This window comes from Mucilaginibacter sp., from assembly GCF_036568825.1.
Lineage (GTDB): Bacteria > Bacteroidota > Bacteroidia > Sphingobacteriales > Sphingobacteriaceae > Mucilaginibacter.
The window spans coordinates 63098-88552 of the sequence record NZ_DATCRU010000095.1 but is presented as its reverse complement, the minus strand read 5'-3'; the positions used below and the strand labels follow the sequence as shown (position 1 = coordinate 88552).

Annotated in this window: 25 protein-coding genes; 2 read left to right on the top strand and 23 right to left on the bottom strand. The window is 42.9% G+C overall.

The features are described from left to right. The first annotated feature begins 161 nt into the window (after window positions 1-161). Window positions 162-3539: a trifunctional glycoside hydrolase family 18/polysaccharide deacetylase/glycosyltransferase family 2 protein gene (locus VIM89_RS21530; protein ID WP_488158253.1), complete on the top strand. Its 3378-nt coding sequence runs from the start codon at window positions 162-164 to the stop codon at window positions 3537-3539. Here VIM89_RS21530 and ispF read toward each other — a convergent pair whose 3' ends face one another. Next, window positions 3540-4022 (bottom strand): 2-C-methyl-D-erythritol 2,4-cyclodiphosphate synthase, encoded by a 483-nt coding sequence (gene ispF, locus VIM89_RS21525; protein WP_488158252.1) that lies wholly within the window; start codon window positions 4020-4022, stop codon window positions 3540-3542. It lies immediately after the preceding gene. Next, a complete protein-coding gene (gene porV / locus VIM89_RS21520) occupies window positions 4023-5150 on the bottom strand; it encodes a type IX secretion system outer membrane channel protein PorV (protein ID WP_488158251.1) in 1128 nt (375 codons plus the stop codon). 272 nt (window positions 5151-5422) lie between these two features. Between porV and VIM89_RS21515 the strand changes: the two genes are divergently transcribed. Beyond that, a complete protein-coding gene (locus tag VIM89_RS21515; RefSeq protein ID WP_488158250.1) occupies window positions 5423-7135 on the top strand; it encodes an SUMF1/EgtB/PvdO family nonheme iron enzyme in 1713 nt (570 codons plus the stop codon). 106 nt (window positions 7136-7241) lie between these two features. On the opposite strand, the gene VIM89_RS21510 is transcribed toward VIM89_RS21515, so the two are convergent. The 21 genes from VIM89_RS21510 to VIM89_RS21410 all read right to left on the bottom strand — a co-directional run bounded on the left by VIM89_RS21510 (window position 7242) and on the right by VIM89_RS21410 (window position 25422). After that, entirely contained in the window at window positions 7242-7742 is a 501-nt protein-coding gene (locus VIM89_RS21510; RefSeq protein ID WP_488158249.1) for an acyl-CoA carboxylase biotin carboxyl carrier protein subunit, read from the bottom strand. Window positions 7743-7872: 130 nt separating this feature from the next. Then, window positions 7873-8532, bottom strand: a complete 660-nt coding sequence (locus VIM89_RS21505; RefSeq protein WP_488158248.1) for a DUF4159 domain-containing protein — start codon at window positions 8530-8532, stop codon at window positions 7873-7875. Next, the gene (locus VIM89_RS21500) at window positions 8529-9239 is read right to left on the bottom strand and encodes a 16S rRNA (uracil(1498)-N(3))-methyltransferase (RefSeq protein WP_488158247.1); all 711 of its coding nucleotides are present in this window, start codon (window positions 9237-9239) and stop codon (window positions 8529-8531) included. The genes VIM89_RS21505 and VIM89_RS21500 overlap by 4 nt, the downstream gene beginning before the upstream one ends. Window positions 9240-9250: 11 nt before the next feature. Next, window positions 9251-10591: a hemolysin family protein gene (locus VIM89_RS21495; protein WP_488158246.1), complete on the bottom strand. Its 1341-nt coding sequence runs from the start codon at window positions 10589-10591 to the stop codon at window positions 9251-9253. 7 nt (window positions 10592-10598) lie between these two features. Next, window positions 10599-11144 carry an inorganic diphosphatase gene (locus VIM89_RS21490; RefSeq protein WP_488158245.1) on the bottom strand — a complete coding sequence of 182 codons (546 nt, stop codon included), beginning with the start codon at window positions 11142-11144 and terminating at the stop codon, window positions 10599-10601. A gap of 23 nt (window positions 11145-11167) precedes the next feature. Beyond that, the gene (locus VIM89_RS21485) at window positions 11168-11809 is read right to left on the bottom strand and encodes a DedA family protein (RefSeq protein ID WP_488158244.1); all 642 of its coding nucleotides are present in this window, start codon (window positions 11807-11809) and stop codon (window positions 11168-11170) included. 57 nt (window positions 11810-11866) lie between these two features. After that, a complete protein-coding gene (locus tag VIM89_RS21480; RefSeq protein ID WP_488158243.1) occupies window positions 11867-13246 on the bottom strand; it encodes an NADH-quinone oxidoreductase subunit N in 1380 nt (459 codons plus the stop codon). A 14-nt stretch (window positions 13247-13260) separates the two neighbouring features. After that, the gene (locus VIM89_RS21475; protein ID WP_488158242.1) at window positions 13261-14751 is read right to left on the bottom strand and encodes a complex I subunit 4 family protein; all 1491 of its coding nucleotides are present in this window, start codon (window positions 14749-14751) and stop codon (window positions 13261-13263) included. Between the two features lie 15 nt (window positions 14752-14766). After that, window positions 14767-16668, bottom strand: a complete 1902-nt coding sequence (gene nuoL, locus VIM89_RS21470; protein WP_488158241.1) for an NADH-quinone oxidoreductase subunit L — start codon at window positions 16666-16668, stop codon at window positions 14767-14769. A 90-nt stretch (window positions 16669-16758) separates the two neighbouring features. Continuing rightward, window positions 16759-17088: an NADH-quinone oxidoreductase subunit NuoK gene (nuoK, locus tag VIM89_RS21465; protein WP_488158240.1), complete on the bottom strand. Its 330-nt coding sequence runs from the start codon at window positions 17086-17088 to the stop codon at window positions 16759-16761. After that, the gene (locus VIM89_RS21460; RefSeq protein WP_488158239.1) at window positions 17088-17585 is read right to left on the bottom strand and encodes an NADH-quinone oxidoreductase subunit J family protein; all 498 of its coding nucleotides are present in this window, start codon (window positions 17583-17585) and stop codon (window positions 17088-17090) included. The genes nuoK and VIM89_RS21460 overlap by 1 nt, the downstream gene beginning before the upstream one ends. Window positions 17586-17643: 58 nt before the next feature. After that, window positions 17644-18144: a NuoI/complex I 23 kDa subunit family protein gene (locus VIM89_RS21455; protein WP_488158238.1), complete on the bottom strand. Its 501-nt coding sequence runs from the start codon at window positions 18142-18144 to the stop codon at window positions 17644-17646. A gap of 17 nt (window positions 18145-18161) precedes the next feature. After that, entirely contained in the window at window positions 18162-19193 is a 1032-nt protein-coding gene (nuoH, locus tag VIM89_RS21450) for an NADH-quinone oxidoreductase subunit NuoH (protein ID WP_488158237.1), read from the bottom strand. Further along, window positions 19193-20203 carry an NADH-quinone oxidoreductase subunit G gene (locus VIM89_RS21445; RefSeq protein ID WP_488158236.1) on the bottom strand — a complete coding sequence of 337 codons (1011 nt, stop codon included), beginning with the start codon at window positions 20201-20203 and terminating at the stop codon, window positions 19193-19195. The genes nuoH and VIM89_RS21445 overlap by 1 nt, the downstream gene beginning before the upstream one ends. 132 nt (window positions 20204-20335) lie before the next feature. After that, window positions 20336-21697: an NADH-quinone oxidoreductase subunit NuoF gene (gene nuoF / locus VIM89_RS21440; protein WP_488158235.1), complete on the bottom strand. Its 1362-nt coding sequence runs from the start codon at window positions 21695-21697 to the stop codon at window positions 20336-20338. 189 nt (window positions 21698-21886) lie between these two features. Continuing rightward, on the bottom strand, window positions 21887-22075 hold the full coding sequence (locus tag VIM89_RS21435; RefSeq protein ID WP_488158234.1) for a hypothetical protein: 189 nt from the start codon (window positions 22073-22075) through the stop codon (window positions 21887-21889). Next, window positions 22075-22599: an NADH-quinone oxidoreductase subunit NuoE family protein gene (locus tag VIM89_RS21430; RefSeq protein ID WP_488158233.1), complete on the bottom strand. Its 525-nt coding sequence runs from the start codon at window positions 22597-22599 to the stop codon at window positions 22075-22077. The genes VIM89_RS21435 and VIM89_RS21430 overlap by 1 nt, the downstream gene beginning before the upstream one ends. Beyond that, window positions 22592-23803, bottom strand: coding sequence for an NADH-quinone oxidoreductase subunit D (locus tag VIM89_RS21425; RefSeq protein WP_488158232.1), 1212 nt, complete (start codon window positions 23801-23803; stop codon window positions 22592-22594). Before VIM89_RS21425 ends, VIM89_RS21430 begins: the two co-directional genes overlap by 8 nt. A gap of 6 nt (window positions 23804-23809) precedes the next feature. Then, window positions 23810-24313, bottom strand: a complete 504-nt coding sequence (locus VIM89_RS21420; protein WP_488158231.1) for an NADH-quinone oxidoreductase subunit C — start codon at window positions 24311-24313, stop codon at window positions 23810-23812. Continuing rightward, a complete protein-coding gene (locus VIM89_RS21415) occupies window positions 24313-24855 on the bottom strand; it encodes an NADH-quinone oxidoreductase subunit B (RefSeq protein WP_488158230.1) in 543 nt (180 codons plus the stop codon). The genes VIM89_RS21420 and VIM89_RS21415 overlap by 1 nt, the downstream gene beginning before the upstream one ends. 195 nt (window positions 24856-25050) lie before the next feature. Further along, window positions 25051-25422, bottom strand: coding sequence for an NADH-quinone oxidoreductase subunit A (locus VIM89_RS21410; RefSeq protein ID WP_488158229.1), 372 nt, complete (start codon window positions 25420-25422; stop codon window positions 25051-25053). Window positions 25423-25455: the final 33 nt, after the last annotated feature.

Genomic DNA, 25455 nt, shown 5'->3' with positions numbered 1-25455 from the left:
TTTTTATGTTTGCCGTTTGGTTTATAAAAGCCTTACTGCCAAAAAAGGTTGCGGAACAAATTGTAAGTGCGGGGTTGATTTTTCAAAAATTGAAGTACCTAAAGCAGATAAATAAGCTTTATCACAATACCAGTTATATAGTTCAAGATATATAAATCTTAATGGCCGAAAAACAGGTTTTTCAAGCTGATACCCCCGGCAGGTGGACGCGTTTTAAGTGGCTTAGCCGGTTCCTGCTCATTGTACTTGCTGCTGCTGTGGTAGCCGCGGCGGTTACTGTTACATCCAAGCAGTACCCCATTCTGCCCAATCTTAATCCCGCTCCAAAAAAACTTACCAAGGAGGAGTTAGAGCAGTTAAAGAAGTCGACCAAATTCAAAAGCTTCAAGATCGATACGGAAAAGATCGGAGCATTAAGGCGAAATTTAAAGAAACATCAGCTAAGGCACCCGAATAATAAGGACCGCATCAACGCGGCTTTTTACCGCGCATGGGAACCACAGGCCTATACTTCACTGGTTGATCATATAGGTCGATTGGATATGGTGGTGACGGAAGGTTTTACCGTTACTCCCGGTAAGGATACTATCACTGCTAAGATTGATACCGGTCTTACTAACCTGAACAAAAAATATAAGAAACCAGTCCTTGTATCTATCTCCAATTACATTAATTACAATGCGACTCAAGGCGGTTTTGACAGCAAGGATGTATACCGGATCATCAAAAACAAAGCGCTCCGCACTACTTTTATCAATAGTATTGCAAAACAATTAGCCAAATATCATTTCCAGGGAATCAACCTGGAGTTGGATAACATCAAGAACCGCAACGACAAGAATTTTATTGAGTTCCAAAAAGAAATATATGAAATACTTCATCCGCAGGGTTATACCATAACTACCAATGCATGGCCCGAAGATGACCAGTACGACCTGGCCAAACTGGCAAGTTTTAACGACTTCCTGTTCATTATGGCCATTGACGAGCATACAGAGGACAGTAACGCCGGAGATCTTTCAAACCAACACTGGGCCGAAGAAATACTGGATAATGTTTGCGCCAAAATCCCAAGCGAAAAAGTCATTTTCACCGTTCAGGGTGGTGGTTATGACTGGCCCGAAAGCAGCACAGGAAAGGCTATCAGCTATCAGCAGGCTATTTCTTTTGCACAGGAAAACAAAAGCAAGATCACCTTTGATCCTTCCTCTGCGAACTTACATTATACGTATTATGATCTTGATAGCTTAGAGCATACTGTTTATTTTACCGATGCAGCTACCAATTTCAACGTGATTCGCAAGGCAGACGATTGGGCAACAGGCGGTGTGGCATTATGGCGCTTAGGTTCTGAAGACCCTCGTCTATGGTCGTTCTTCCAGAAAAACCTGTCGATCGACTCATTGAAAAAAACCGGCGTTGACATCAAGCGTCTGCAAACAGTCGGTTTGAATAACCGTATTGACTATGCGGGTGAAGGTGAAGTTTTAGATTTGGTAACTACGCCAACTACCGGGCAGATCGATGTGGCAATGGACACCGTAAACTATGCCATTACCAATCAGCATTATATTAAGCTACCTACCAAATATGTGATCAGGCGCTACGGTTATGCTCCGGGGAAGATCGTTTTAACATTCGATGATGGCCCTGATCCGGACTATACGCCGCGCATTCTCGATATCTTAAAAAGAGAACATGTTCCTGCGGCCTTTTTCGTAGTGGGCTCAATGGCCGAAAAAAATATACCTATACTGAGGCGTGAGTTTGAGGAAGGTTATGAGATTGGCAACCACACTTTCTTCCATCCGGATATATCCACTATCGGTATTCCAAGGGTGAACCTGGAGCTGAATGCAACGCGTAAACTCATCGAGTCGGTTACAGGACGCAGCACTATCCTGTTCAGGCCACCGTTTAACGCAGATGCTGAGCCACAAACTCTGGCGGAAGTTATTCCGGTAGCCGAAAGCCGGAATCAAAGTTATATTACTATTGGTGAATCTATTGACCCCTGGGACTGGCAGCCTGGCGTAACAGCCGATAGTATCATCGCCCGTACCATAAGGCAAAAAGATGCCGGGACAATGCTATTGCTTCATGATGCAGGGGGTGATACCCGTGAGGAAACCGTAAAAGCATTACCTGAGATCATCCATTTCTTTAAAAGTCACGGTTATAAATTCACCACCATTGCCGATGTCTTGCATAAGGATAAAGCTGACCTGATGCCGCCTATAAGAGACGATGCCAATAGCGGCATCATGGGCACTTTTTATGACATCTTTATCCAGGGAATCTTCTTTGGTAACTGGTTCTTCCTTTACCTGTTCCTCACTGCTATTTTCCTGGCAATGGGGCGTATTCTGCTGATCGGCATATTGGCAATCCGTCAGTACTACGAGGATAAAAAAGAAAAAGCGGAACTGCTTCCGGCTGCCGATCTACCGCCGGTAAGTATTATCGTTCCGGCATATAACGAAGAGGTTACTGCTATCAAGACTATCCAAAGTTTATTAACGCTGGATTATCCTCACCTGGAGATCATTTTTGTTGACGACGGGTCAAAGGATAAAACTTATGAAATCGTTAACAACGCTTATGGCAATCACCCGGTAGTAAAAGTATTTACCAAACCAAATGGAGGTAAAGCTTCGGCACTAAATTTTGGAATCAGTCATTCGCAATATGATTACGCAGTTTGTATTGATGCTGATACACAGTTAAAAAATGATGCTATTTATCACCTGATGACTTACTTTACCGATGATGAAATTGGCGCAGTAGCGGGTACAGTAAAAGTTGGCAATGAAAATAACATCATTACTCGTTGGCAGTCAATCGAGTACATCACGGCTCAAAACATGGACCGCCGTGCCTTTGACCTGATCAACAGTATCACGGTAGTTCCCGGAGCAATAGGTGCATTCCGCAAAAAAGCAATTAAAAAAGCTGGTGGTTTTACTTCAGATACTCTGGCTGAAGATTGTGACCTGACCATGCGTATCCTAAAACAAGGCTATATCATTAAAAACTGTGCAGAGGCCATTGCTTATACCGAAGCGCCAGAAACTTTAGGAGCCTTGTTAAAACAGCGTTTCCGCTGGAGTTTTGGTGTGATTCAAAGCTTCTGGAAAAACCGCGACGCGCTGTTCAACAAAAAATATAAATTCTTCGGTATGGTGGGTATGCCTAACATCCTCATCTTCCAGATCATATTGCCATTATTCTCGCCACTTGCCGATCTGATGATGATTATCGGCCTGCTTGGTGATAAGCCTGGCAAAATACTTGCCTATTATGTCGCTTTTGTACTGATCGACTTCTTAGTGTCAATCATTGCTTTCCGCATGGAGCGCGAAGATTACAAGAAACTCGTCTACATTATTCCGCAACGTTTTATATGGCGCCAGCTGATGTATTACGTTTTGTTTAAATCGATACGAAAGGCGTTAAAGGGTGAACTAAGTGGCTGGGGTGTGTTGAAACGTACGGGTAGTGTGAGTGTGAAGGGAAAAACTGCTAAAGCAACAAAATAATCAAAGCTTTTCGATCAGGCAAACTGCATAAGCAACCACACCTTCTTCGCGGCCGATAAAGCCTAATTGCTCGTTGGTGGTAGCTTTTATGGAGATATCTTCCTCGTCTATACCGGCTGCTTTTGAAATGTGAATCTTCATAGCCGGGATATGTGGATTGATCTTTGGCGCTTCGAGGCATACCATAGCATCGATATTGCCTATAGACCAGCCTTTTTCGGCTAACAGTTTTACAACTTCCTGTAATAAGATCAGGCTGCTGATCCCTCTCCAGCGTTCATCTTTATTCGAAAAATGATAACCGATATCGCGCAGATTGGCAGCGCCGAGTAATGCATCACAAATAGCATGAAGCAGCACATCTGCATCAGAATGACCATATGCACCTGAATGGTGTTCGAGAGTTACACCACCAAGCACAAAAGGGTGGCCTTCTTTTAACTGATGTACGTCAAAGCCGAAACCTACCTTTATTTTAGCCATTTACTGTTTGGTGGTCGATCCGAAATTAGCTGATAAAGTAAATCTCAAAGTGTTTGCCAGCGGGCTGCTTTGCTGACTGGCTGCTATGTATGAGAAATCAAAAGCGAACTCTTCATATTTAAATCCTGTTCCCAGGGTTAAATAATGCAACCCGCCTTTATTAGGGTTTTGATACAGATAACCGACCCTTAAGGCGAATAACTTATTATACCAATATTCCAGACCCGGCGAAAAGCTTAATTCCTGAATTTCTTCGCTTAAAGGAGCATCAGAAAATGAACCAAAAAGACCTGATGGTACCGAAACATCGCTGTTAGGTCTCGTAGGCACCAATAGTTTATTGATATCAAATGCAAACGTAACAGAGTTAACATCGTCAAGATTAACCATGTCGGCAATACCGATCTTCAGGTTGGTAGGCAGAAAATATTTAGTACCGTCATTTGAGTAACTGATCTTGGTACCAATATTAGAAATATTAGCGCCGAATGAGAACAATGCGTCCTTGCCAAATTGTTGCGCCTCTGTTTTATAATACATGGATACATCTGCTGCCAAAGCATTACCGGGCTTTGCAGTTACGCCTGATGCAGAGTAACCGTTCGATAGGTTAGAACGGATGTATCTTGCGGTCAAACCAAGTGAAAACTCATCACCAAAAGTTCGTGCAAATGAAGCGTCGATTGAATATTCGCTGGATATAAAATTACCCTGGAAGTTTTGCAAATTATCATACGCCTGGATCGTACCCACATTAAAATAACGGATAGCGGCCCCTATTGTATTACGATCATCCAGCTTGTGTGCATAACCTAAATAGGAAAGTGTCACATCCGGGATAAGTGACCTGAGCCATGGGCTATAATTAACGGATACATTATCCGGAGATTCAATAAAAGCCAATTTTGACGGGTTCCAAAAGTTAGAGTTTGCATCCGGTGATAGTGCAACCCCGGCTTCACCCATACCACCCGAACGAGAGTCCGGAGTTATGAGTAAGAAAGGTACGGCAGTTTGTATAGCAGTAGCCTGGTTACTGCCGTTGGTATTTACTAATTGTGCAAAAGATAAGGACGGCAGTAAAAACAGTGCAAAAAAGAAAACTCTTTTTATTTTGAAAAAATTCATTTGGTGCAATATAGCTTATTATTTTATAATTAGTGTTAAAACTTCTACCACATCTATATCGCTCTACTTGGAAATATAATCAGAACAAAAGGGGCTAATATTTACAATTTAAAGCAAAAAAAATAGATTTGTGTAACTCAACGCGAATTTTTACGTTTAAAGTGACATAAAGGTTCATTCAGTTTTACATAATGTACCTGAGCTTATTTTAGTTACATTAATTATTAATATAATTTTTTAGATTTACCCACTTAATATCAAATAGTAAAAATATGAAAATACTTTTTACGAGAACTGCTTTAGTGCTGATGGGTTTTGGAGCCTTGTTAAGCAGCTGCAGCAAGCGTCCGCAATCGCAAAAAACCGGCATTACTTACAATGACAAGAACAATGGCGGTTATGAGCGATTCAAAAACGTGCACCCTGCACCCGGCCCTGGTCTTGTTCCGATTGAAGGTGGTACATTTGTAATGGGCGGAAGCGCTGACCAGGATGTTACTTATGATTACAATAACGTTCGCCGCAGAGTAACGGTTCCTTCATTTTATATGGATGAATCCGAAGTATCTAACCAGGATTGGCTGGATTACCTGCATTGGATAAGTATCACTTTCCCCGATGATCGTGAGCTTTATTATAATGCGCTGCCTGATACCCTGGTATGGCGCAGACCGTTATCTTATAATGAACCTTACGTCGATAATTATCTTCGCCACCCGGCTTTCCAGGATTATCCTGTTGTAGGTGTAACCTGGGACCAGGCGCAGGATTACTGCTCATGGAGAACCGACCGTATGAACGAAAATATTCTTCGTGAAACGGGAAGACTGGCCAGCTGGCAGGAAGCATCGGGCAACGGTCCGAAAAGCAAAGGCAAAGGCGGCGCTCAAACACAGGCTGCTATGACCAAAGATCCGTTCAACACTGACATTTACCTGAACGGTCAATATAAAGGCCCTGGCATCGACGGTAAAAACATGATGCCGGATCTTAGCCCTAATGCTAAACCAGCTACCGGTGCTAATGGTAAATCAACCGGCAAGGCTACAAGGCCGGTACGTATCGAAGATGGTATCATGAAACAAGCCTACCGTTTGCCTTCAGAAGCTGAATGGGAATATGCTGCATTAGGATTAATCGGCAACACCGAGTTTGAAAATATCAGCGAAAACAAAATTTACCCTTGGAACGGTTTAGGCGTACGTTCACCTAAAAAGAAAACCCGTGGTTTGATATTAGCCAACTTTAAACGTGCGTTAGGTGATAACATGGGTGTTGGTGGTTACCTGAATGATAAGGCGGATATTACTGCCCCAGTACGTTCATTCCCACCAAACGACTTCGGTTTGTATAACATGGCCGGTAACGTAAACGAGTGGGTTCAGGATACTTATCGCCAAACCTCATTTGAAGAGTTTGAAGACTTTAACCCATTCCGCGGTAACGAGTATACCAACAAACGTCTGGCTGATGCTACTAAAGGTTTGTATGCAAAGGATAAATATGGTAAACCGATCAAAGATCCTGCTAAATCTGGTAAAAAGATGAAATATGCTGATCTGATCGCTATGCAACAGGCACAGCAAGCACAACAGAGCGGCACTCAGCCAAATGGCACCCAGGCTAATGGTCAGCAACAGCCTGCTAATGGCAATGCAGCGTCTGCTACACCGGCACAAACAGGTGTAAAATACTCCGGCAAAGCTTACAATCCCGATATGCGTGGCGCTAATGACTCAGTTAACATGGCCCTGTATGGTACAACTACTTTGGTTAACGACCACTCAAAAGTTTACAAAGGCGGTTCATGGAATGACCTGGCTTACTGGTTAAACCCCGCTACCCGTCGTTTTATGGACGAAGATGAATCGAGCGCTGAAGTTGGTTTCCGCTGCGCAATGACGATGGTTGGTGCTCCTGAAATTAATCCATCAGGCAAGCCACACTATACTGTGAAAAAACCAAAAGACTTTAAAGCACACTAATTATCTAGATCGCTTCATAAAAAAAGGTGCGCCACTTACGGTGCACCTTTTTTTGTTTGGTATAATTGCAGATCAGAGACGCGATGCATCGTGTCTCTACAATTTTCTATTGGAACAATAACAAAACCTGTCCCTTTTCTACCTTATCCCCTGGTTTAATCTTAACCAATTTTACGGTAACATCAGCCGGAGATTTAATGATGTTCTCCATCTTCATTGCCTCCAATACAAACAGGTTTTCACCTTTCTTTACGTGGTCTCCTTCGGAAACAAAAAGTTTTAATACCAGCCCCGGCATAGGCGCTTTGATATCACTAACCTTATTGGCATTCATAGCGCTCATGCCTAATTGATCCAGGAGGATATCGAATTGATCCTGCGCAGTTACTGAATAAAGATTCCCGTTAACTTTTATTTGAGCTGTTTTGGTGGATTTGTCAAAATTAACGACCTCCGCATTGTAAGATCTCAGATCATTAATGAGGTGGTAGCTCACCTCATTCAATTGCTGTATATCAGCATTGATCTCTTTATCATTAATCAACAGCTTATCGCTGCTTTTCTCTACTTTATATTCTGAATTACCGTTTATCTTGAGTTTGTACATTTTTTTAGTGATCGGTTAACCGGTGATCAGTTAATCAGTTATTGGTGATTTTTAAAAGTCGGAAAATAAATTGAAATTCTTGCAAGTACCATCCCCCTGATTAACCGGTTAACTGATAACTAGTCACTAATCACTGCGTCAACGCGTATTGCACCAAGTTGGCTCCCATCTTTAACGCTTTTATACGAGTTTCCTGGGTATCGCCAGTATAAGTGCCGAAGTCTTCCCAGCCGTTGCCTAAATCGCACTCGTAATCATAAAAGCACACCAGCCGGCCTTTATAGATCAGGCCAAATCCTTGTGCCCTTCCGCCGTCGTGCTCGTGAACTTTTGGCAGGCCGTTCGGGAAATCGTATTTCTGATGATAGATAGGATAGTTGAGCGGCAATTCGACAAAATCAAGCTCAGGGAAAACCTTCTTCATTTGCGGACGAATAAATTTATCCAGGCCATAATTATCGCAAATATGCAGGAAGCCACCGCCGGTCAGGTATTTGCGCAAATTTTGCGCTTCCTGGTCGGAGAAGATCACGTTACCGTGGCCCGTCATAAAGATAAATGGATAATTGAATATCTCTGCGCTGCCAACTTCGACCACCTCATCTTCGGATTGAAAGTTGGTCTTTAGGTTTTCGTTGCAAAATTTTATGAGGTTGGGCAATGCTGTTCTATCACCGTACCAATCACCCCCGCCGTTATATTTAAGCTTGGCCATTTTATAAGTAGGCGGTGTATTGAAGCTGCTTAAGCTCAATAATGCCACTATAGCCAAAAATGAAAATGCTTTCATACCCTGTTCAAAAAATTCACCTCGAAACACGCTTCCAGTGCAGCGGTCTCTGTCCTCAAACGACTTTCTCCTAAAGTTATGGCTTTAAATCCATTATTTAACGCATCACCTATCTCTTTTGGTGTAAAGTCGCCTTCAGGGCCTATAAGAATTAAATATCTGCCAAAAGGTTTCAACTCATCTTTCAAATTGAACTTATCACCTTCCTCACAATGAGCAATGAATTTTTGCCCCTCAAAAGGAGTTGCAATCAGTTTATTCAGAGCGATAGGTTCGTTCAAAGTCGGGTGCCATGTTTTAATGGATTGTTTAATAGCTGAGGTAATGATTTTATCAAGGCGATCAGTTTTAGCCTCTTTACGTTCAGAGCGCTGGCAAATAATCAATGATATCTCATCAATACCTATTTCGGTAGCTTTCTCCAGGAACCACTCTAATCGCTCAATATTTTTTGTGGGAGCAATAGCGATGTGCAGGTAATGGTTTCGCTTATGAAAATCCTGTTGTACCGATATGATCCGTAATGATGTTCTTTTAGGGTGAGGGTCGGTAATAGCAGCCGTATAGAAATTCCCTTTCCCGTCTATCAGCTGTATTTTATCCCCGGTTTGTAAGCGAAGCACCCTTGCGCAATGCTTGCTTTCCTCTTCGTTTAATTGATAAGTGGTGGAATTAGTATCAATATCCGGTGTGTAAAAGAGTTGCATTTCCGGGAGGTTTAATGCAGGTCGACAGTATCCTCGGCGTTGAGTAGTAATTCAAGCTTTACTGATTCAATATTCTGATCGGATTTCTTCAATACCGTAATATTATATCCGTTCGCTTCCTTTTGCTCACCAACGTCAGGTATTTTACCAAATATATCACCTAACCAGCCTGAAACAGTATCGAAGTCCCCATCTTCAGGCAGATCATGCGGTAGGTGGCTATTTACGTCATAGATTGGCGCCAGGGCATTTACGATAAACTCCGTATCGTTCACCTTTTCTACGATTGGTTTTTCCTCATCATATTCATCCTGTATATCGCCAACCAATTCTTCTACAATATCTTCCAATGTCACCATACCCGCAGTTCCGCCAAACTCATCCAATACAATAGCTATCTGAATACGCTTCAGCTTCATTTCCGCCATCAGATCATTGATCTTTTTGGTTTCCGGCACGAAGTATGGTTTACGGATGATGTCTTTTAGCTCGAACTTAACCTTACGGGCAACCAGCGGCAGAATATCCTTTGCATGCGCAATACCCACAATTTTATCAATGGTTTCTTCATATACAGGCACACGTGAGTAACCTTCCGCTATCACTTCGTCGATCACCTCATTCTGTTCAGTATCGATCTCTATGCCGAATATTTTGGTACGCGGCACCATGATGTTTTTCACCACGCGCTCGTTAAAATCAAATACGTTTTGTATCAGCTCATGCTCAGTAGAATCGAGTGCCCCAGTTTCCTTACCCTGATCTAACAAATATTGCAGCTCTTCCGAACTATGATGAGCTTCTCCCTCAAATTCTTTAATTCCAAGCATCTTCAATATTACTCCTGCAAACCTGTTTAATACCCAAATAACGGGCCTGAAAACAATAAAGAATAACCGCAAAGGTGTTGACACCGCCAGCGCTGTACGTACCGAACGCTGGATAGCGATATTCTTTGGAGCAAGTTCGCCGAATACAATACTGAGAAAGGTAATAAGAATGAAAGCAATAACGCGGCTAAGCGTAATAACAAATCCTGAGGTAATAACTACGCCAAATGACTTGAATACAACCAGCATGATATCGGTAAAAACCTCCTCGCCAAATACACCTAAACCTAGTGAAGCTATGGTGATACCCAGTTGCGTTGCAGCCAGGTAACCGTCAAGGTTGGCCATGATACTGCGGGTGATCCTGGCTACTCTACTACCGGTCTTTATTTTCAGTTCAATTTGCGAGCCGCGTACGCGAACCAAAGCAAACTCAGCGGCCGTGAAAAAGCCGTTGAGCAGCACCAGCACGCCTGTAAGAAAAAGGTAAAAATAATTAACCGTTATGCCTGCAGGGTCCATTAATCAATTATTGGTACGACGGAAAAGTGGACTTATACAGTTCCAGACTTTCAGTTATTACTTTGTGAGCATAACGCACACCCAACAGGTGCTCGATGGTTACGTTCTTGCCTTCCAGCTTTTTATAGTCCTGGAAAAAGCGGACAATCTCTTTCATGGTATGCGGAGGCAACTCGTTCAGGTCGTTAATATAATTTACCGACATATCATTTTTTGCTACCGCGATGATCTTATCATCCTGTTCGCCGTTATCCACCATGTGCATCACTCCTACTACTTTAGCTTCTATGATCGACATAGGGAATACGTCAACAGAGCATAGTACAAGGATATCCAGCGGGTCATGATCATCGCAATAAGTTTGCGGGATAAAGCCATAGTTTGCAGGATACATTACTGAGGAGAAAAGAACGCGATCCAGTTTCAATAATCCAGACTCTTTATCTATTTCATATTTGGCTTTTGAGCCTTTTGGTATTTCAATTATAGCATTCACTACTTCAGGCATATTATCGCCTGGAGAAACCTGGTGCCAAGGGTGTTGTGTACTCATTATATTTTTATAGTTAGAAAATTCTATTCCGTGGTTTCTGTTTTAAAAGCTTTCTTCACATAAGCGATCAGCAACGGAATGGATGTAATTAAAATTAGTCCCAATATCACGTATTTAAGATAATATTTAATTTCGTCGGGATATTTCTTTCCTAAAAAATATCCTACTAAAGTTAAAATACATACCCATAATACGCTTCCAATAATGTTAAATATGGTGAACTTTCTGAAATTCACCTTAACCACACCGGCAAAGATAGGGGCAAAAGTTCTAATTATAGGGAAAAATCTACCTAAAACCAGAGCCATCCCTCCATATTTGGCGTAAAATTCTTCTGCCATTGTTACATAACGTTTCTTGAAAAACAAAGATTCGTTACGTTTAAAAAGCATGGGCCCGGTGCGGTAGCCAAACCAGTAACCCGCAAAATTGCCCAAAATACCCGCTGCTATCAGCGACAACAGCAATACAACGATACTTACGTCAAGTATGTTTGTAGCACATAGCAAACCTGCTAAAACCAGTAAATAATCGCCGGGTAAAAAAAAGCCGAAGAACAAACCCGTCTCGGCAAAAATAACAACAAGCAAGAGATAAAAGCCTCCCTTGCTTATAATGGATTGAGCGTCTGTTAAATTTTGAAGGTGTTCCCAGAATTGTTCCATTCACTATCACCGTAAAACTACTAATATAAAATCAATTAATAGTATCCTGATTACGGATTAAATGAGGTTTGAGATAAAAGCAGGATAAACACCTATAACGATGGTTACCAAAGCAGCTAATCCCAAAACGAAATTAAAGTAGCCTGGCACTGTAACTTCTTCGCGCTCGCTGCTGCGGAAATACATAGCAATGATCACCCGGAAATAGTAGAATATGCTGATGATTGCATTTACCACCGCCAGGATCACCAATGTAGTATGGTATTGTTCCAATGCTCCTGAGAACACAAAGAATTTACCAATAAAACCTGCAGTAAGCGGAATGCCTGCCAGTGACAACATCGAAATTGTCAGCACCAATGCCAGGAATGGATTCCTTTTTGCCAAACCGTTGAAGCTATCGAAGTTATCGCTGCCTGCCTGTTGCTGTACCAATATCAATGCACCAAAGGCAATGATAGAAGCGATAGAATAAGCTGTAGAATACATGAACACCGAATTTGCAGAGCTTGCACCAAGCGCTACTATGGCAAACAATAAATAACCGGCATGCGATATACTTGAGAAAGCCAGCATACGCTTAAAGCTTTGCTGGTACAGTGCGGTTATGTTACCAATGAACAGTGTGATAATTGTAATGACGAGCAATGCAGGCATCCAGAAATCAGACATCGGAGCAAAGCATTCTGAGAACAGCCGAAGGAATGCGGCGAAGCCTGCAGTTTTAACAACTGTCGACATGAAAGCAGTGATCAGCGTTGGTGAGCCTTCATATACATCCGGTGTCCAGAAATGGAACGGAGCGGCGCCTACTTTGAAACAAAGACCTACGATGATCAGCATGATGCCTGTACCCAGTAATGGATCAATACCTTTTGGATGAGCTACTACCCAATCGCGGATGGCTTGCAAATTGAATGAACCTGTAGCACCGTAAATCAATGTGATACCGAACAGTAAAAATCCTGTTGAGAATGCTCCCATCAGGAAGTATTTTAACGATGCTTCATTTGATGCAAAATCGCTCTTTTTGATACCAGCCAGGATATACAAACTCACCGACATAATTTCGAGGCCGATAAACAGCATCACTAAGTTATTGTATGAGAGCATGACAATTATCCCTGCCAGCGAGAACAGGATGATCGCATAGTATTCAGCTACGTGTGTGCTTATCTTCTCAAAATATTCTTTTGAAAGCAGTAATATTAATATGGTTGAAGCAATAGTGATTACAGAAAAGGCTATAGAGAAGTTATCAAACAACATCATGCCATGATAAATCGGCTGGATGCCTTTACCCCATTGCATTACTGCTGTTGCCAAAGCTCCCAGCAAACCAATGATCGTAACCGGCAATAAAGCGCCTTTAGCTTTATAAAGGCCTAAATACAAAAGCAGAATAGGTAAAACAGACAGAATTATTAAAGTATTCATTTCTCTTGTAAATATTATAACGGTTTAACCGGCATCAGTTTGCCTTGTACTAAATGTATTAATTTGTTTACGCTGAACTCAGATATATGCAGTATTGGCTGTGGATACACACCAATTATAATGATCAGCGAGCATATAATAACGAACACGAAAACTTCCGAACCGCTGATATCAGTAAATGTGGCGGTTAATGCGTTGGTTTCTCCTTGCATAACTCCCTTATACATTCTCAGCATATAAACAGCACCGAATATCATTGTCAAACCGGCCACAACTGCAATCCAAAGATTATACTGGAATACGCTATTTAATAACAGGAACTCACCGATGAAACCATTTGTTAATGGTAAAGCGACGGTACCTAAAGTTACGATCAAAAATGCTATTGCAAACTTAGGCGCTACTTTGGCGATGCCCCCCATTTCGCTAATATCACGAGTATTCAGACGGCGACTGATGATATCCCATACAAAGAATAAGCCTACTACGTTGATACCGTGATTCAGCATCTGGATCATAGCACCTTGTAATCCCTGTGAAGTCCAGATAAATGAACCGTCAGGGCGCATAAAGGTGAATAGTCCTGCAGCGATCAGACCAACGTGGGCGATAGACGAATAAGCCACCAGTCGTTTGCCATCTTTTTGTTTGAAAGCGATAATTGAAGCATATACAATGCCAATCACAGAAAGGATCAAAGCCATTGTTCCCCACTGCTGAACGCCAAGCGGAGCAATTGGAATCAGCCAACGTATCACGCCATAAATACCCATTTTCAGCATGATCCCTGATAACATCATCGTACCTGCGGACGGCGCTTCAGTATAAGTATCCGGCTGCCAGGTATGGAAAGGGAATATCGGCATCTTGATGGCAAATGCCAGGAAGAAAGCCCAGAATAGCCAGCTTTGCTGGTGAGCGTTCAGGTTAAGATCGTAAAATGCATGCAGGTCGTACAGTTTCGCCGGAGTTTGCATGTACAGGTAGATAATACCTAACAACATGCACAACGAACCTGCGAACGTATAAATAAAGAATTTGATATTAACACGGATACGGTTCTCGCCGCCCCACATGGCACATATAAAATAGATCGGGATCAGCGCAGCTTCCCAGCCAACGTAGAATAAAAATCCGTCGAGTGCTGTAAATACTACAAGCATGCCTGCCTGCATAAACAGGATCAGCGCATAAAATGTGCTTTTATATTGATGCTTAAAAGTAGTGAGGATGATCAAAGGTACAAGCAATGTGCTCAACAAAACCATGATCATGCTGATACCATCGATACCCGCATTAAACCATATACCGATTTTTGGCATCCACATAGCATTGACGCCGAATTGTATACTGCCGTCAGGAACAAACTTGCTTAAGAAATAGCCTGCAATAGCCAGTTCGGCTACAGAAAAGGTTAAAGCGGCATACTTCGCCACATCGCCCTTTAATAATAGAACAACAAGTGCTGCAACAATTGGCAAAAAAAGTAAAATACTAACTGTCATTTCTTATACTTATTGTTATATCTTAACCAAACTAAATATCAATATGGCAATAATGCCGGCCACCATCATAAAGATGTAGAAGCCCACATTACCAGACTGTAAAAGGCGCAAACCTTTGCTCGATTTTACAGGCAGCTTACCCAATCCGTTTACAATACCATCAATGGCTAACAGATCGACCACTTTATAGAAGAATACCGATAATGCATCCAGCGGCTTGCGGATCAGCCAATCGTATATCTCATCGATATAAAATTTGTGGTACGACAGGCTTACCGGTCCCGGACGCTCTTCTGAGTCGGCAGCAGGTACATGTGCATTTTTCACATATCTTACATAAGCATATGCTAACGCGATCAATGCAAGCACAACTGATGCCCCCATTAATAAATATTCTGTTGAAGCAACCGCTTCTTTATGTTGCAATACTGCTGCTGATGGCGCAAAAACCGGTGCCAGAAAATCAGCAAGCCAGTGATGGCCACCTAATATTTCTGGGACATTGATAAATCCACCGAATACAGATAATACAGCTAACACCACCAATGGGATAGTCATCGTTTTTGGCGACTCGTGTAAATGATGTTCCTGCTCTGAAGTGCCACGGAATTTACCGTAGAAAGTCAGGTATAACATGCGGAACATATAGAACGAAGTACACATTGCTGTCAGAGCTCCAATTACCCACATGGTTGTGCTGTGCTCAAATGCACCGGCCAATATTTCGTCTTTTGAGAAGAAGCCTGCAAACGGCGGAATACCTGATATGGCAATGGTAGCGATCAACATAGTCCAGAAGGTGACTGGTAATTTGCTCTTCAATCCCCCCATCATACGCATATCCTGCTCATTACTCATGGCATGGATAACAGAGCCTGCACCCAGGAATAATAACGCTTTGAAGAATGCATGGGTTAATACGTGGAAGAAAGCTCCTGTGTAAGCGCCAACGCCCAAACCTAAGAACATATAACCTAATTGGGATACTGTTGAATAAGCCAGTACTTTTTTAATATCCGTTTGTGAAAGAGCAATCAACGCTGCCAGAACCGCTGTAGCTAATCCAATCACCGCAATAATATTCATAGTGATTGGCGCCATGGAGAACAAAGCATTTGACCTTGCTACCATATAAACACCGGCGGTAACCATGGTTGCAGCGTGTATCAACGCCGAAACCGGGGTTGGACCCGCCATTGCATCAGGCAACCAGGTGAACAATGGAATTTGTGCCGATTTACCAACCGCACCTACAAACAGCAGGATGGTGATCAGTGTGAACGGCACCTCGCCAGCGCTCATATGAATAGCCTTTGGAAATATATCCGAGAAAGTAATACTTCCGAAATAAGAGATCAGTAGGAATAAACCGATAATGAAACCTAAGTCACCTATTCTGTTCATTACGAAAGCTTTTTTGGCCGCCTCAGCATAATCTGCGTTGGTATACCAGAAACCGATGAGCAGGTAAGAGCATAAACCTACGCCTTCCCAACCGATGAACATTACCAGGTAGTTTGAGCCTAAAACCAGTAGTAACATGAAGAACACGAACAGGTTCAGATAAGAGAAAAACTTACCGAAACCTTCGTCGTGGTGCATATATCCTACGGAATACAAATGGATAAGGAAACCTACCCCGGTTATGATCAGTAACATTAAAGCGCTCAGTTGATCCACCAAAAAGGCAAACTGCACTTTGAATGCATTAATGCTGAACCAATCGAATACGGTTACATTGATAGGGCCCGATGATTTTACCTGCAGGAATGCAACTACGCTCAGACCAAAAGAGACCAGAATAACTAAGCTGCCGATAACACCAATAACGCCTTTGGAGAAGGTGTTACGGCCGATACCGTTAATAAGGAAACCGGCTAAAGGTAATAAAGGAATAAGCCAGATGTATTTATCCATTGTTTAAGTTGTACGTAAGACGTATTCACGTCTATATTTATTAATTAAGGATCTAATTCCGAAATCGAACTTCCGACTTCCGAAATCAAACTACCATTTCAATCTGTTCAGCACCTTGATGTCTATCGAATTGGTATTCCGGTAGATCATTACAATTATTGCCAGGCCCACCGCTACTTCGGCAGCTGCCAGCGCCATAATAAAAAATACAAACACCTGCCCGGTCGCATCGCCGCGATAAACTGAAAATGCAGTCAGCAATAAGTTCACTGCATTAAGCATTAATTCGATCGACATAAAGATTACGATCGCATTACGGCGGATCAGCACTCCAATAACTCCGATAGAAAATATGATCGCGCTTAACAGGATGTAATGATTAAGCGGTACGGTTTGTGCAGTTTTAAAAAAGCTTTCCATTACGCAGTTTTTGGGTCTTTAGTAGCAAGCAACACCGCACCAACCATTGCCGACAGCAACAGCAGTGACGATATTTCAAATGGCAATAAAAATTCGTTGAACAATACTTTACCGAGGTTTTTTACCAAACCCAGGTTCGGGTCTTTAAACACTACCGGGTCGGATGCACCTATTGCTTTTAGCGCAGCCACTACTACCACCAGTAAGCAACCTCCTCCTAATACAGCAGCGATCTTCACCAGGCTGGTTTTCATCGGTTCAGCATCTTTATTTAGGTTGATGAGCATCAGCGTGTACAGGAATAACACCAGGATGGCCCCCATGTAAACAATAAAGTTTACGATTGCCACAAACTGAGCGTTCAGCAGTACGTATTGGATGGTAAAAGTGAAAAACGTTAGTACAAGGTAAAGTATACTGTGCACCGGGTTTTTTGCAGAGATAACCAGTACTGCGAACAGTATGGACAAAAATGCGATAAAGTAAAATATACTCATTTCTATTTTTTACAATATAACCTTGCCCCGAAAAGCGAGGCAAAGTTATAAACTTCTTTTATTGATTTAAGGGCGCCTCTACTAATTTGTCTTTGCCGTAAATAAAATCCTTACGCAGGTAATCGGCAGGGACAATATCTCCATCCAGGTAAATTGCTTCCTTAGGGCAAGCTTCTTCGCATAGCCCGCAGAAAATACAACGTAACATATTTATCTCATACACCGCAGCATATTTTTCTTCGCGGTACAGATGTTCTTCGCCTGGTTTACGCTCCGCAGCGATCATGGTGATCGCCTCTGCGGGGCATGATAAAGCGCAAAGTCCGCATGCGGTGCAACGCTCTTTACCATTTTCGTCGCGTTTCAGCGAATGCATACCACGGAAGTTCTCAGAAAACTCGCGTTTCTGCTCTGGATAACGCACGGTCACATCCTTCTTAAACAAGAAGTGCTTCAGGGTAATTGATAAGCCTTTTGCAATTGCAGGCAGATAGATCCGCTCCCAAAAATTGAGCGGTTTTGATTCAATTACCTTTCTTTTATTACTTAATGATTCCATTTAATCTCGTCCTCCGGTTATTTATAAAATGTAATCCAAAGTCCTGTTACAATAATATTGGCGATGGCGATAGGAATTAAACCTTTCCAGCCAAGGTCCATCAACTGGTCGTAGCGGAAACGCGGGATAGTCCAGCGCACCCACATAAAGAAGAAGATGAACAAGAATATTTTTGCAAATACTACTACTACGCCAATCAAAGGTGCGGCAACTGAGCCTAAATGTGCAGCCACCCAATCCATACCCGGATAATTGTAGCTACCCCAATACAAGGTAACCATCACTGCCGATGATACGAACATGTTGATATACTCAGCAAACAGGTAAAAGCCCAGTTTCATGGATGAATATTCGGTGTGATAACCACCAACCAGCTCTGTTTCGCACTCAGGCAAATCAAATGGTGAACGGTTGGTTTCGGCAAATGCACATACAATGAACAGGATAAAGCCTATTGGCTGATAAAGCACGTTCCAGTGCCAGCCATGCTGTTGTTCAGCAATTTCCTTCAGGCTTAACGTATTCCTGACCATCAACAAAGCGATGATGGACAAACCCATCGCAATTTCGTAGCTGATATTTTGGGATGCCGCGCGGATAGCGCCCAACAAAGAGTATTTATTGTTTGACGCCCAGCCACCGATCATGATGCCATATACACCCAATGATACCACGCCGAAGATGTATAATAAGCCAACGTTAATATCGGTAACCTGCAGATCATACAATTTGCCGCCTATCTGTATCTGTTGTCCCCATGGAATAACAGCTGAACCGATACAGGCTGTCATGATTGCCAGCGAAGGGCCAACAATGAACAGGAATTTGCTTGAATTGGTTGGAATGATCTCTTCTTTCAGGAACATCTTAGCGCCGTCAGCCAAAGGCTGAAAAATACCAGCCGGGCCTGCACGGTTAGGGCCAACCCTATCCTGGAAGAAAGCCGCGATCTTACGCTCGGCATAAGTTGAATACATGGCAATCACCAAACTGATCAGGAATATCACCACGATCAGTACTAGTCTTACTATTATTTCTCCGGTCTCCATTATAGTCGTGTCTCCCTTTCAAATTGTTCTTTGTTTGCTTCCTGCAATACGGGGTTGGTTTTTACAACCGGCAGAGGATGCAATGTGTCATATTTATTCGCACTGATCACTGACCAGTTCTCCACTTTGCGTGGACCTTCAATCACCCAATCGCTTGTTTTCTTTTTATCAAAACGACAGGTATTGCAGATGAATTCTTCTACTTCGCCATATACATCTTTACGTGCAGTTACGCGCAATACGTCTTCGCCTTTGTACCACAGGGTAACTTTGCCATTGCATTTTTCATGATCACAATCGCGGTGTGCCTCAACAGGTTTGGTGAACCAAACACGGTTGCGGAAACGGAAAGTCTTATCGGTTAATGCACCTACCGGGCAAACATCGATCACGTTTCCTGAGAAATCGTTGTCAACAGCAGCCTGGATATAGGTAGATATTTCAGAATGATCGCCGCGGTTCAAAATACCATGGATACGATGATCGGTGATCTGATCGGCAGTGAACACACAACGGTAGCATAGGATACAGCGGGTCATGTGCAGCTGTATCTTATCACCAATATCAATTTTATGGAAAGTACGGCGGTCAAACTCATAACGGGTTTTAGCTGCGCCGTGGTCAAAGCCTAAATTTTGCAGATCGCACTCACCTGCCTGGTCGCAAATAGGACAATCCAGCGGATGGTTGATCAATAACATTTCTACTACTCCCTTGCGTGCTTCAATTACTTCCGGCGAAGTAATATTTTGCACCTCCATTCCATCCATCACTGTGGTACGGCACGATGCTACCAGCTTAGGCATAGGGCGGGGATCTTTTTCAGATCCTTTGCTCACTTTTACCAAACAGGTGCGGCATTTACCACCACTACCCTGTAATTTAGAGTAATAGCACATTGCCGGCGGAACAATATCACCACCTATCTGCCTTGCAGCATTTAGGATGGTTGTTCCCGGGTCCACTTCAACGGGAATACCGTCTATCGTTACTTTTAATTTATCTGACATTATAGTAAGTCAAAAATTTTATCCTTGTCATGCTGAGGGACGAAGCATCTTCTTCGCCTTGCCTCTCTGCGATGCCTGTCGCAGAAGATTCTTCGCTATCGCTCAGAATGACAATTCTTTTTATTCAGAGGCTTACGCCACTTTTGGTTCTACTTTTGGCAGCGGATCAGCATAATGTGCTAATCCGAAATTTCTTGCTGTTGCTTCGCCTGGGTTGGTCACATGCCATTCAAACTCATCACGGAAGTGACGGATAGCGCTGGCTACCGGCCATGCTGCTGCATCACCAAGCGGACAAATGGTATTACCTTCTATCTTCTTCGACACATCCACCAGCAAATCCATGTCGCTCATTTTGCCATGGCCATATTCCAAACGGTGCAATACTTTTTCCATCCAGCCTGTACCTTCACGGCATGGCGAACATTGTCCGCAGCTTTCATGGTGATAGAAACGGGTAAAGTTCCAGGTGTTGCGAACGATACATTGATCTTCGTCATAAGCGATAAAGCCTCCTGACCCCATCATCGTTCCGCTCACAAAGCCCCCGTCAGCTAATGATTCATAGCTCATCAGGCGGGCATCGCCATTAACTGTTTTCATGAACAGGTTAGCAGGAAGGATCGGCACTGATGATCCACCGGCAACAACCGCTTTCAGTCGTTTGCCATTGGCTATACCGCCGCAATATTCATCTGAGTATAAAAACTCTTCAACAGGCAAGCCCAAGTCGATCTCGTAAACACCTGGCTTCTTTACGTTACCACCTGCAGAGATCAGTTTAGTACCTGTACTACGACCGATACCGATCTTTGCATATTCTTCGCCACCATCATTAATGATAGGCACTACAGCAGCAATTGACTCAACGTTATTTACTACGGTAGGACAGCCGTACAAACCAGCAATAGCCGGGAATGGTGGCTTAATGCGCGGGTTACCGCGTTTACCTTCCAGTGATTCCAGCAAAGCAGTTTCTTCTCCGCAGATGTAAGCGCCGCCACCAGGTTGAACATACAGTTCAAGATCGTAGCCGCTGCCTAATATATTTTTACCAAGAAATCCCTTATTTTTTGCTTCGGCAATGGCTTTTTCAAGGATGCGTATCTGCGGCATCATTTCGCCGCGAACATAGATGTAAGATACATTGGCACCCAAAGCAAAACTCGAAACGATCATACCCTCGATCAATAAGTGAGGGATATAAGTCATTAAATAACGGTCCTTAAAAGTTCCGGGTTCCGACTCGTCGGCATTGCAAACCAGGTAACGGGGAACGCCTTCGGGTTTAGCCAAAAAGCTCCATTTCATCCCGGTAGGGAAACCTGCACCGCCTCGGCCGCGTAAACCCGATTTCTTTACCTCCTCCACAATATCGTTCGGGGCCATTTTCAAGGCCTTTTCAACAGAAGCATAACCGCCTTTTGACCGGTATACATCAAAGGTGTTGATGCCGGGTACGTTTATATGTTCTAATAATAATTTGCGTCCCATTGCTATTAATAAATCTTTTTGGTGCGGTTATAATATTCAGCATGTTGCTTTATACATGCAGCAAATGCAAAAATAATCATGAATAAAAACACGCCCATTGACTTCTTGAATCCATCTGTAGCGTACCAGATTAGTATTGTACTAACAAAAAATACAGCATCCGTAAAAATTAATTTTCCCCGGCTCATCTTAGTAAATTTTACCTGTTGCCTTGTACCAGTTGACATGCCAGAAAATGCTCCGGCCAACTAACAGTAATATGATCAAACTCATCGCCAGCACATTCTCGGTCAACTGTTTGGTCAGAAAGTAAAATGCAAGCAGCGCGATCACCAGGATCACATCGCCGTATATTACTCTCGCTTTAGTTACTATCATTAATTATTTGCTTTTGCCCTCAGATCGCCGATCAGCTGATCAACCGATTCATTGGTCAGTTTTTCATAAAAAGTATATTCAGGGCCAATCTGCAATACCGGACCAAATCCGCATGCTGCCAGGCATTCTACCCCTCTCCAGCTAAATAAGCCGTCGGCAGTCACTTCACCTTCTTTTACGCCCAGTTTTTCCTCGATATGATCCATTATCTTATCGGCGCCTACTATACCACAAGGCCCTGTGCGACAAACTTCCAGCACATATTTCCCTTGCGGGCGCATAAAATACATCGTATAGAAAGTAGCTACTTCGTATACTTCTATCGGCTGTATATCCAGGTACTCTGCTACTTTATCCATAGCAGGGGTGCTAACCCAGCCGTACTCAGCCTGTACCAAATGCAGGATAGGCAATAAGCCTGATTTCTGTTTTCCTTTCGGATAACGGCTTACTATCTCATCGAACTTTTTTATCAGTTCCGGCGAAAATGTAACCGGAACGCCAGTGTCTTCAACTCTAAGCATCTAATTCTCCGGCTATAATATTTAAACTACTCATGTTTATGATCGCATCCGATAACAACATACCACGGCTCATTGGCGCATACATCTGGTAATTGATGAAGCTTGGCCTGCGGAAATGCAAGCGGTAAGGCGAACGCCCGCCATCGTTTACCAGGTAAAAGCCTAACTCGCCGTTAGCGCCTTCCACTGCGTGGTAAACTTCGGTAGTAGGGGTTGGTATTTCACCCATCACAATTTTAAAGTGATAGATAAGCGCTTCCATATTATTGTAAACTTCCTCTTTTGGAGGCAGATAGAATTCAGGCACGTCTGCATGGAATATATCCGAAGGTTCTTTTTCTATTTTCTTTAAAGCCTGTTCAATCAGGCGAAGGCTCTGCCACATTTCTTCGTTACGAACCAGGAAACGGTTATAAACATCGCCATTGCTGCCTACCGGAACTTCAAAATCGAACTCCTCGTATGAGCTGTATGGCTCCATTGCCCTTACATCGTAGTCAACGCCGGCTGCACGCAACAAAGGACCGCTCCAGCTATAGCTCAAAGCATCCTCTGCGGTAACGGCAGCAACATCTGTAGTACGATCTATGAAAATTCTGTTGCGGTTAAACAGCGCTTCGAATTCTTTTAGTGCGGCTGGAAATTCTTTTAAAAACTTACGTGTTTTTTCAAAAAGAATAGGATTAAAGTTGCGTTCAAAGCCGCCTATACGGCCAACATTGGTAGTAAGGCGCGATCCGCATATCTCCTCGTATATTTCGTAAATGTCTTCACGGAATTTCATCATATAGAGGAAACCGGTGAAGGCACCCGTATCCACACCCAATACACCATTACAAATAATATGATCTGATATACGGGCAAGCTCCATAATGACGATGCGCATATAATCTACACGTTTAGGCATTTTTATACCTAAAAGTTTTTCCACCGTCATGTGCCAGCCCATGTTATTGATGGGCGACGAACAATAGTTCATCCTGTCGGTCAGCGGAGTGATCTGGTAGAATGGCCTGTGTTCGGCAATTTTTTCAAAAGCCCGGTGGATATAACCTATGGTCGATACACCACTTACAATACGCTCGCCATCCAGGGTCAACACATTCTGGAACACACCATGTGTGGCCGGATGCGTTGGCCCGAGATTCAGGGTCGAGTACTCGGTTTGCGGGTCGTTATCAGTATATACAGGATGAGTTCTCATCTTCTATTATCTTCCAAAAAAGTAATCTCGTTTATCAACACGGTTTGGATCCTCCAGCGGATATTCCTTCCTCATCGGGAAAACCGTCATATCATCCACGTTCAATATCCTGCGCAGATCAGGGTGCCCCTCGAAAACAACGCCGAATAAATCGTAAGTTTCGCGTTCCATCCAGTTGGCGCCGTTCCAAAGTACAGTTGCCGTAGGCATTTTTACATCGCCATCAGCAACAAACACCTTTATGCGGATACGGATATTATTTACCAAACTATGCAGATGGTAAATAATACCAATAGGCTTCTCCGTTTCGGGGTAATGGATTGCGGTGATGTCCGTCAGATATATAAACTGAAGCGCAGCGTCTGTCTTTAAAAAGGTCAGCAGGTCGATGATCTTTTCGCGGCTGGTTTCAAGGGTTAGTAGTCCAAAAGGTTCGCTGATATTGGTTACATCAGTGTCGAATTTGGCCTTGATGCTGTTCAGCAACTCTTCGTTGGTTATCTTGCTCATTATTGAATACCGTATGAAGCTAGTAATTTTTGATATTCAGGTGTATTTCTTCTGCGCAACGACTCCGTCTGCACCAGTTTCTGGATCTGCATAAAGCCATCAATAACAGCTTCGGGACGCGGCGGGCAACCCGGTATGTAAACATCCACAGGAATGATCTCATCAATACCCTGCAACACCGAATAGGTATCAAATATGCCACCGCTCGAAGCACAGGCTCCCATAGCCAATACCCAGCGGGGTTCGGCCATTTGCAAATACACCTGTCTCAAAACAGGACCCATTTTTTTTGAAATTGTACCCATCACCATCAGCAGGTCTGCCTGGCGTGGGGAAAAACTTAATCGCTCTGCACCAAATCTCGACAAATCGTAAGTAGAAGCCATTGTAGCCATAAATTCGATACCACAACAAGAAGTGGCAAAGGGAAGTGGCCACAATGAGTAGGAACGCGCTAAGCCGATTGCTTTATCAAGCGACGTGGCAAAAAAGCCTGCGCCTTCTACGCCTGGAGGAGCTTCAACAATTTGAATTTCACTCATGATCTATAAATAGAATAAACGTTACCATAGATTGATAACATTTGCAAATTTACTAATAATAAAGCTGTAAAATGTACACTAAAACGATAGTATTTTATTTAGAATTAATCTAAAGTGGTGAGTAGTGAATAGTCAATGGTGAGTGGTGAGTAAATTCTTATCGAGCTACTCTATTCACTATTCACTATTCACCAATCAATCCCAATCCAATGCGCCTTTTTTGATAACGTATATAAAGCCCAGTAATAACGTACCCATAAAAATGAACATTTCTATCATGCCATCTTTACCAAGCTCCCTGAAATTAACCGCCCATGGATACATAAATATTACTTCCACGTCGAACAATACGAACAGGATAGCCACCAGGAAGTATTTGATCGACATGGGTGTACGGGCATTACCGATTACTTCGATACCCGATTCAAACGGGGTCAGCTTATCGCTGGTAACACGCTTAGGACCAATTTTATGCGTTACAAACATAGTGGTAACCACGAAACCTACAGCCACTACCATCTGGAAAATGATAGGCAGATAATTTATGGGCAAACTTTGTACTTCCATGGTGCAAATATAGTAATGGATAAATAATTATAA

Coding starts and splice junctions, on each gene's coding strand:
- VIM89_RS21490 (WP_488158245.1), bottom strand. CDS start 11,144: ATGAGTACACAACACCCTTGGCACCAGGTTTCTCCAGGCGATAATATG.
- VIM89_RS21425 (WP_488158232.1), bottom strand. CDS start 23,803: ATGAGAACTCATCCTGTATATACTGATAACGACCCGCAAACCGAGTAC.
- VIM89_RS21505 (WP_488158248.1), bottom strand. CDS start 8,532: ATGAAAGCATTTTCATTTTTGGCTATAGTGGCATTATTGAGCTTAAGC.
- VIM89_RS21485 (WP_488158244.1), bottom strand. CDS start 11,809: ATGGAACAATTCTGGGAACACCTTCAAAATTTAACAGACGCTCAATCC.
- VIM89_RS21460 (WP_488158239.1), bottom strand. CDS start 17,585: ATGAGTATATTTTACTTTATCGCATTTTTGTCCATACTGTTCGCAGTA.
- VIM89_RS21420 (WP_488158231.1), bottom strand. CDS start 24,313: ATGAGCAAGATAACCAACGAAGAGTTGCTGAACAGCATCAAGGCCAAA.
- nuoF (WP_488158235.1), bottom strand. CDS start 21,697: ATGGGACGCAAATTATTATTAGAACATATAAACGTACCCGGCATCAAC.
- VIM89_RS21435 (WP_488158234.1), bottom strand. CDS start 22,075: ATGATAGTAACTAAAGCGAGAGTAATATACGGCGATGTGATCCTGGTG.
- VIM89_RS21500 (WP_488158247.1), bottom strand. CDS start 9,239: ATGCAACTCTTTTACACACCGGATATTGATACTAATTCCACCACTTAT.
- VIM89_RS21410 (WP_488158229.1), bottom strand. CDS start 25,422: ATGGAAGTACAAAGTTTGCCCATAAATTATCTGCCTATCATTTTCCAG.
- nuoL (WP_488158241.1), bottom strand. CDS start 16,668: ATGGATAAATACATCTGGCTTATTCCTTTATTACCTTTAGCCGGTTTC.
- ispF (WP_488158252.1), bottom strand. CDS start 4,022: ATGGCTAAAATAAAGGTAGGTTTCGGCTTTGACGTACATCAGTTAAAA.
- VIM89_RS21475 (WP_488158242.1), bottom strand. CDS start 14,751: ATGACAGTTAGTATTTTACTTTTTTTGCCAATTGTTGCAGCACTTGTT.
- VIM89_RS21530 (WP_488158253.1), top strand. CDS start 162: ATGGCCGAAAAACAGGTTTTTCAAGCTGATACCCCCGGCAGGTGGACG.
- VIM89_RS21495 (WP_488158246.1), bottom strand. CDS start 10,591: ATGGACCCTGCAGGCATAACGGTTAATTATTTTTACCTTTTTCTTACA.
- nuoK (WP_488158240.1), bottom strand. CDS start 17,088: ATGGAAAGCTTTTTTAAAACTGCACAAACCGTACCGCTTAATCATTAC.
- VIM89_RS21515 (WP_488158250.1), top strand. CDS start 5,423: ATGAAAATACTTTTTACGAGAACTGCTTTAGTGCTGATGGGTTTTGGA.
- VIM89_RS21415 (WP_488158230.1), bottom strand. CDS start 24,855: ATGAGTGAAATTCAAATTGTTGAAGCTCCTCCAGGCGTAGAAGGCGCA.
- VIM89_RS21480 (WP_488158243.1), bottom strand. CDS start 13,246: ATGAATACTTTAATAATTCTGTCTGTTTTACCTATTCTGCTTTTGTAT.
- nuoH (WP_488158237.1), bottom strand. CDS start 19,193: ATGGAGACCGGAGAAATAATAGTAAGACTAGTACTGATCGTGGTGATA.
- VIM89_RS21455 (WP_488158238.1), bottom strand. CDS start 18,144: ATGGAATCATTAAGTAATAAAAGAAAGGTAATTGAATCAAAACCGCTC.
- VIM89_RS21510 (WP_488158249.1), bottom strand. CDS start 7,742: ATGTACAAACTCAAGATAAACGGTAATTCAGAATATAAAGTAGAGAAA.
- VIM89_RS21445 (WP_488158236.1), bottom strand. CDS start 20,203: ATGTCAGATAAATTAAAAGTAACGATAGACGGTATTCCCGTTGAAGTG.
- VIM89_RS21430 (WP_488158233.1), bottom strand. CDS start 22,599: ATGCTTAGAGTTGAAGACACTGGCGTTCCGGTTACATTTTCGCCGGAA.
- porV (WP_488158251.1), bottom strand. CDS start 5,150: ATGAATTTTTTCAAAATAAAAAGAGTTTTCTTTTTTGCACTGTTTTTA.